The 5,311-nt window shown below is 71.5% G+C and carries 4 protein-coding genes and 2 pseudogenes; 4 read left to right on the top strand and 2 right to left on the bottom strand.

Annotation, left to right across the window (positions count from 1 at the left end; genetic code table 11):
• The 3 genes from HDR73_RS08065 to guaA all read left to right on the top strand — a co-directional run.
• On the top strand, nt 1–963 hold a 963-nt coding region (locus tag HDR73_RS08065; RefSeq protein ID WP_287136302.1), incomplete at its 5' end, for an SURF1 family cytochrome oxidase biogenesis protein.
• 9 nt (nt 964–972) lie between these two features.
• The gene (locus tag HDR73_RS08060) at nt 973–1,515 is read left to right on the top strand and encodes a DUF3817 domain-containing protein (protein WP_012297982.1); all 543 of its coding nucleotides are present in this window, start codon (nt 973–975) and stop codon (nt 1,513–1,515) included.
• Nucleotides 1,512–3,092, top strand: coding sequence for a glutamine-hydrolyzing GMP synthase (gene guaA, locus HDR73_RS08055; protein ID WP_012297983.1), 1,581 nt, complete (start codon nt 1,512–1,514; stop codon nt 3,090–3,092). Before HDR73_RS08060 ends, guaA begins: the two co-directional genes overlap by 4 nt.
• Before the next feature lie 108 nt (nt 3,093–3,200).
• On the opposite strand, the pseudogene HDR73_RS08050 reads toward guaA, so the two are convergent.
• Nucleotides 3,201–4,005 (bottom strand): annotated as a pseudogene (locus HDR73_RS08050) (Bax inhibitor-1/YccA family protein).
• A 132-nt stretch (nt 4,006–4,137) separates the two neighbouring features.
• On the opposite strand from HDR73_RS08050, the gene HDR73_RS08045 reads away from it, so the two are divergent.
• Nucleotides 4,138–5,196: a glycerophosphodiester phosphodiesterase family protein gene (locus tag HDR73_RS08045; RefSeq protein WP_012297984.1), complete on the top strand. Its 1,059-nt coding sequence runs from the start codon at nt 4,138–4,140 to the stop codon at nt 5,194–5,196.
• A 10-nt stretch (nt 5,197–5,206) separates the two neighbouring features.
• Here HDR73_RS08045 and HDR73_RS08040 read toward each other — a convergent pair.
• A pseudogene (locus HDR73_RS08040) lies at nt 5,207–5,311 on the bottom strand (IS481 family transposase); the annotation flags it as partial.

Raw genomic sequence — 5,311 nt, 5'->3', positions numbered from 1 at the left:
CACGCCGAGCCGCGTCCCGACGCCGAGCCCGCGGGATCCGGCCCGGGCGGCCGCGACGCCCCCGGCCCCAGCCTCGGCCAGGTCGCACGCCGCCCCCGCTCTGTCGCGCTGCTGGCGCTGGCCCTGGTCATCGCGGCGGGCTTCGCCGCGCTCGGGCAGTGGCAGCTGGCGCGCGCGGTCGAGTCGGGCGTCGTCATCGAGCGCGACACCGAGACGGCGCTGCCGCTCGGCACGCTGGTCGAGCCGCAGGGCTACGTCACCGACCGGTCCGCCGGGCACATGGTCACCGTCGCCGGCTCCCTGGTCCCCGGCGACTTCGTCGTCGTCTCCGACCGCCTCAACGCCGGCCGCACCGGGGCCTGGGTGGTCGGTCACCTGTCGATCACGGACGACGGCGGCTCCGCGGATCCCGCGCCCGACGCGCTGCCGGACAGCGTCCCCGTCGCGCTCGGCTGGGCCGCGACCGACGAGGAGGCAGCCGGCGTCGCCGCGAAGCTGAACGCGGGCGACGGATCCCCCGTGGGAGTCCAGGAGATCGTCGGCCGCTTCCTGCCGAGCGAGCAGCCCGAGCCCGCAGGCGAAGGCCAGGACCCCGAGCGCATGACCCGGCTCAGCACGGCCGCGCTCATCAACCTCTGGCCGGGCGAGCTGGGCGACGTCTACAACGGCTTTATCGTCGCGTCGACGCCCGTGGCCGGCCTTACCGCGATCGACTCGCCGCCGCCCAGCGAGGCCGTGCAGCTCAACTGGCTCAACATCTTCTACGCGGCGGAGTGGGCGGTCTTCGCGATCTTCGCGATCGTGGTCTGGTACCGCACGGTGCGCGACACGTGGACCCGCGAGCAGCCCGGATACCGCGATGACGACGACGACGATGACGACGACGACCCGCTCCCCGAGGGCGGCCTCGACGACGCCGCCGGCGCTCCTGGTCGCGGGATCCGCGCAGACGCCGACCGGTAGGATCCACGCATGGCCTACGGACTCAAGCGCTCCGACGTCCCGCAGATCCGGAGGGTCCTCGGCTTCTACCGCGTCATGGCGTTCATCACCGGCGCGTTCCTGCTCCTCCTCGTCGTGGAGATGGGCATCAAGTACCTGCCCGGCTTCCAGTTCGTCGACGGATCTCTGCAGTACCTGGCCGGCGCCGGCTACGAGCTCGAGCTGAACGGCCCGTCCGGCTTCCTCGCGCTGTCGCCCGCGGACACGCTCACCGGCACGAACCTGAGCCTCCTGATCCAGATCGTCCACGGCAACATCTACGTCGTCTACCTCATCAGCGACTTCCTGCTCTGGCAGAAGATGCGCTGGTCGTTCACCCGCTTCATCCTCATCGCCGCGGGCGGCGTCGTGCCGTTCCTCTCCTTCATCGTCGAGGCGCGCATCGCCCGCCGGGTGCGGGAGGTCATCGCGAAGCTCGAGGCGCCGCGCCGCCCGGCACCCGCCGCCGACGACCGCGACGACGCGGATCCCCGACCCATCGACCCGACCACCACCACGGAGGCCACCACTTGAGCGTCGACAACCCCACGAACCAGCGCCCCGTCCTCGTCGTCGACTTCGGCGCCCAGTACGCGCAGCTGATCGCCCGCCGCGTCCGCGAGGCCAACGTGTACTCGGAGATCGTGCCGTCCACGATCACGGCCGAGGAGATCCGGGCGAAGGACCCGTCGGGCATCGTCCTCAGCGGCGGTCCGTCCAGCGTCTACGAGGAGGGCTCGCCCGGCCTCGACGAGGGGATCCTCGAGCTCGGCGTCCCCGTGCTCGGCATCTGCTACGGCTTCCAGGTCATGGCCCGCGCGCTCGGCGGCGAGGTCGCGCACACCGGTCAGCGCGAGTATGGATCCACGGCGGTCACCCTCACGCCCGGCAGCACCCTGCTCGACGGCCAGCCCGACGACCAGACCGTGTGGATGAGCCACGGCGACTCCGTGTCGAAGGCGCCCGAGGGCTTCGAGATCCTCGCCTCCAGCGCGTCCACGCCCGTCGCCGCGTTCGCGAGCGACGAGCGCCGCCTCTACGGCGTGCAGTGGCACCCCGAGGTCAAGCATTCCGCGCACGGCCAGGCCGTGCTCGAGAACTTCCTGCACCGCGCCGCCGGCATCCCCGGCGACTGGAACAGCGGCAACGTCATCGCCGAGCAAGTCGAGCGGATCCGCGCCCAGGTCGGTGACGCCCGCGTCATCTGCGGCCTCTCCGGCGGCGTCGACTCCGCTGTCGCCGCCGCGATCGTGCACCGAGCGGTCGGCGACCAGCTCACGTGCGTCTTCGTCGACCACGGCCTCCTCCGCCAGGACGAGCGCCGCCAGGTCGAGGAGGACTACGTGGCCGCCACGGGCGTGCGGCTCGTCACGGTGGATGCGGCCGACCAGTTCCTCGACGGCCTCGCGGGCGTCACGGATCCCGAGGCCAAGCGCAAGATCATCGGCCGCGAGTTCATCCGCAGCTTCGAGGGCGCCGCCGAGGCGCTCGTGCTCGAGGCGAAGGCCGACGGCGAGCCGATCCGCTTCCTCGTGCAGGGCACGCTCTACCCGGATGTGGTGGAGTCGGGCGGCGGCACGGGCACCGCGAACATCAAGAGCCACCACAACGTCGGCGGTCTGCCGGAGGACCTCAAGTTCGAGCTCGTCGAGCCGCTCCGCACCCTCTTCAAGGACGAGGTGCGCGCCATCGGCCGCGAGCTCGGCCTGCCCGAGGCCATCGTGGGCCGCCAGCCGTTCCCCGGTCCCGGCCTCGGGATCCGCATCGTCGGCGAGGTCACGGCCGAGCGCCTCGAGCTGCTCCGCAAGGCCGACGCCATCGCGCGTGCCGAGCTCACCGCGGCCGGCCTCGACGACGAGATCTGGCAGTGCCCGGTCGTGCTCCTCGCCGATGTCCGCTCGGTCGGCGTGCAGGGCGACGGCCGCACCTACGGCCACCCCATCGTGCTGCGCCCCGTCTCCAGCGAGGACGCGATGACCGCCGACTGGACCCGCCTGCCGTACGACGTGCTCGCGCGCATCTCGAACCGCATCACGAACGAGGTCGACGGGGTCAACCGCGTCGTGCTCGACGTCACGTCGAAGCCGCCGGGCACCATCGAATGGGAGTGATCCTCCCGCCGGCGCCCCGGCGCTGACACGACGAAGGCCGCTCCCCTCGGGGAGCGGCCTTCATCGTGCTGCCGGTCCGCGGTGCTGTGCCGGGGACCTGCGGTGGTGCTAGTTGTTGCCGCGCAGGATCGCGAAGATGCGCAGCAGCTCGACGTACAGCCACACGATGGTGACCACGAGGCCGAACGCCGCGGTCCAGCCGTACTTGCGCGGGGCGCCGGCGCGGACGCCGCGCTGGATGAAGTCGAAGTCGAGCACCAGCGAGTACGACGCCAGCAGCACCACGAACAGGCCGACGATGACTCCGAGGGGGATGCCCGCGATGGTCTCGCTGCGCAGGCCGAACGGGCTGTCGAAGACCCCGAAGGCCGTGAGCGCGAAGTTGGCGAGCGAGAACACCAGGTAGCCGACCATCGCGATCATGAAGATCTTGGTCGCCTTGGCGGAGGCGCGGATCTTGCCGCTGCGGAACAGCAGTGAGGACCGTCGCGAAGACGGCCGCCGTGCCGAGGACCGCCTGCGTCGCGACACCGGGGTACATGGTGTCGAAGACGCGGGAGATGCCACCCACGAAGAGCCCCTCGAACGCCGCGTACGCGACGATGAGCGGGACGGACGGCTCCTTCTTGAAGGAGTTGACGAGGCCGAGGACGAGGCCGCCGATGCCGCCGAGCATCGCGAGAGGGAGGGCGAGCGGGCCCGAGAGCCACGCGACGGCGCCGAGGACGACGACGATCGCGAGCAGGCTGACCGTCTTGACGGTCGTGTCCTCGAAGGTCATCCGGTCGGTCTCGAGCGGCGTGGCCGACGGGCGGTTGTAGAGCTCGTCGAGGCTCTCCGGGGTCACATCCCTCGTGGGCGTCGCACCCCGGCCGTTGAAGACCGGGTTGTTGGAGAACGTGGGGTTGGCCATGGTCCTTCTACTCTCAGTGGTGGTTGAACGTGATTGCCAGCCAATTTAGCTGGCCAGGCTGGGAGACCACTCGCCTGGGCCGTGCATTTCCCCGGATGAGTACGCGCTCGCCGTCCACCCGACGCCTGTAGCGTGCGCGGCGTGGATCACGCCCCTCGCACTCGCCCCCTCGTCATCGCCCATCGCGGAGCCAGCGGCTACCGCCCCGAGCACTCCGCCGCCGCCGTGCGGCTCGGCTTCGCGCAGGGCGCGGACGCGGTCGAACCCGACCTCGTCGCCTCGTCCGACGGCGTGCTCGTCATCCGGCACGAGAACGAGCTGTCCGGCACGACCGACGTGGCCGACCGCCCGGAGTTCGCCGACCGCCGGGCCACCCGCGTCGTCGACGGCGTGGAGCGCAGCGGCTGGTTCACGGAGGACATGACGTGGGCGGAGATCCGCACGCTCCGCTGCCGGGAGCGGGTCCCCGCGGCCCGGCCGGACAGCGCAGCCCACGACGACCAGGAGACCGTGCTGTCCCTTCCCGACCTGCTGCGGATCATCGACCAGGAGTCGGCGCGCCACGGCCGGCCGCTCGGCATGGTCGCGGAGATGAAGCACGCCACGCACTTCGCCGCCCTCGGCATGCCGCTCGACGAGCTCCTCGCCCGCGACCTGCGCGAGCACGGCTGGGCGGAGGACGCGTCGCGCCTCACGATCGAGTCCTTCGAGCGGAGCGCGCTCCTCGGCGTCCGGGCTCACGGCATCGCGGCGCGACTGGTGTACCTCCTCGACGGACGCGGCGCGGCGATCGACGAGGTCGCCCGCGACGGCGACTCCGCCATCACGTTCGACGAGCAGCTGACGGATGCGGGGCTCGCGGCGCTCGCCGAGGAGGTGGACGGGATCAGCGTCGGCGTCGAGCGCATCTGCCCCGCGGGCGGCTTCGGTTCCGCCGGCGAGGCTGCCCCCGTGTCCGACCTGGTGCCACGCGCTCACGATGCCGGCCTCTCGGTCTTCACCTGGACGCTGCGTCCGGAGAACGCGTTCCTGCCCCAGCCCCTCCGCGGTCCCGGTGCGAGGTCCGCCCACGGTGACTTCCGCACTCACTGGGGGCGCCTCCTCGACTCGGGCGTCGACGGCGTCTTCGTCGACCATCCGGATCTCGCCGTGGAGCTCGTGGGCGATCGCGCGGCGGGCGCCGCGAGCTAGCTGTACTGGGTCATGACGTTGGTGACACTCGGGCCGCGGGCGTGAGCCCGTGGCTTGAGTGGATTCGTTCAGTGTTGTAGTGCTCGATGAAGGGGTCAAGCGCGTCGGCCCGGTG

The sequence above is a fragment of the Clavibacter sp. genome, assembly GCF_014802555.1.
Taxonomy (GTDB): domain Bacteria; phylum Actinomycetota; class Actinomycetes; order Actinomycetales; family Microbacteriaceae; genus Clavibacter; species Clavibacter sepedonicus.
Note: the sequence above shows the minus strand (reverse complement) of the source record. Positions and strands in the feature narration are given on the sequence as shown.

Bases quoted from the DNA above. Each gene is read 5' to 3' on its own strand.
- HDR73_RS08060 (WP_012297982.1), top strand. From the start codon at position 973: ATGGCCTACGGACTCAAGCGCTCCGACGTCCCGCAGATCCGGAGGGTC.